Origin of the sequence: Maribacter sp. 2-571, from assembly GCF_050589625.1 — a bacterium.
Taxonomy (GTDB): domain Bacteria; phylum Bacteroidota; class Bacteroidia; order Flavobacteriales; family Flavobacteriaceae; genus Pelagihabitans.
Genome location: NZ_JBNGOP010000084.1, coordinates 1 through 732 on the forward strand (window position 1 = coordinate 1; position 732 = coordinate 732).

Genomic DNA, 732 nt, shown 5'->3' on the forward strand with positions numbered 1-732 from the left:
ACGGCATAATCGCTGTACTGGATCGGTAGTTCCGGCAGTTCAAAGGCGGTATCGCCCGAGGTATACGCCTTGTAATAACTGTCCAGTTCGCTTGCAAAGACTTCCATCGACCAACCGTCACCGGCGATATGGTGCATCATCATCAAAACATAGCGCTCGCTTTCCCCTTCTTTGTCCAAGACCTCATAAAAACACACCCGCAGCGGATACTCCTTCTCCAGATCGAATGGACGGTCCATGTCCGATCGTAACTGTACGGTATACTCGGGTAGACCGTATTTATAATGACCGATAGCCAATGGGGCCTCCTTGACCTCCTGTTGCCACTGCCCCTCCGATCCTTGTACAATGACACTCCTAAGGACCTCGTGACGCCTAACAACCGATCGGACCGCCTTTTCCAACAGCGGGATATCCATAGCATCGGACAATGCCAATACCATAGGTATATGGTAGGCGTTCGTACCCCCCTCATAGGACTCTATGAACCACAAACGCTGCTGGGAAAACGATAATGGACCGATATTTTGTGAACGCTTGGGAATGGCAATTAATGACTTGCTTGTAGTATCCGCCAACAACTGCTTTATGGTAGGGGACCTGAACAGATCGGCAACTTTAATTCCTATCGATTGCCCTTCATTGATCCTGTGTACCAATTGCATCGCCAAAATGGAATCCCCCCCTATCTTAAAGAAATTATCGGTAATGCCCACTTGTTCCAGCCCCAGT

General features: G+C 49.2%; 1 protein-coding gene. It reads right to left on the reverse strand.

Annotated elements, in window-relative coordinates; genetic code table 11:
• On the reverse strand, window positions 1-732 hold a 732-nt coding region (locus ACRD7P_RS20975), incomplete at both ends, for a condensation domain-containing protein (protein WP_430909761.1).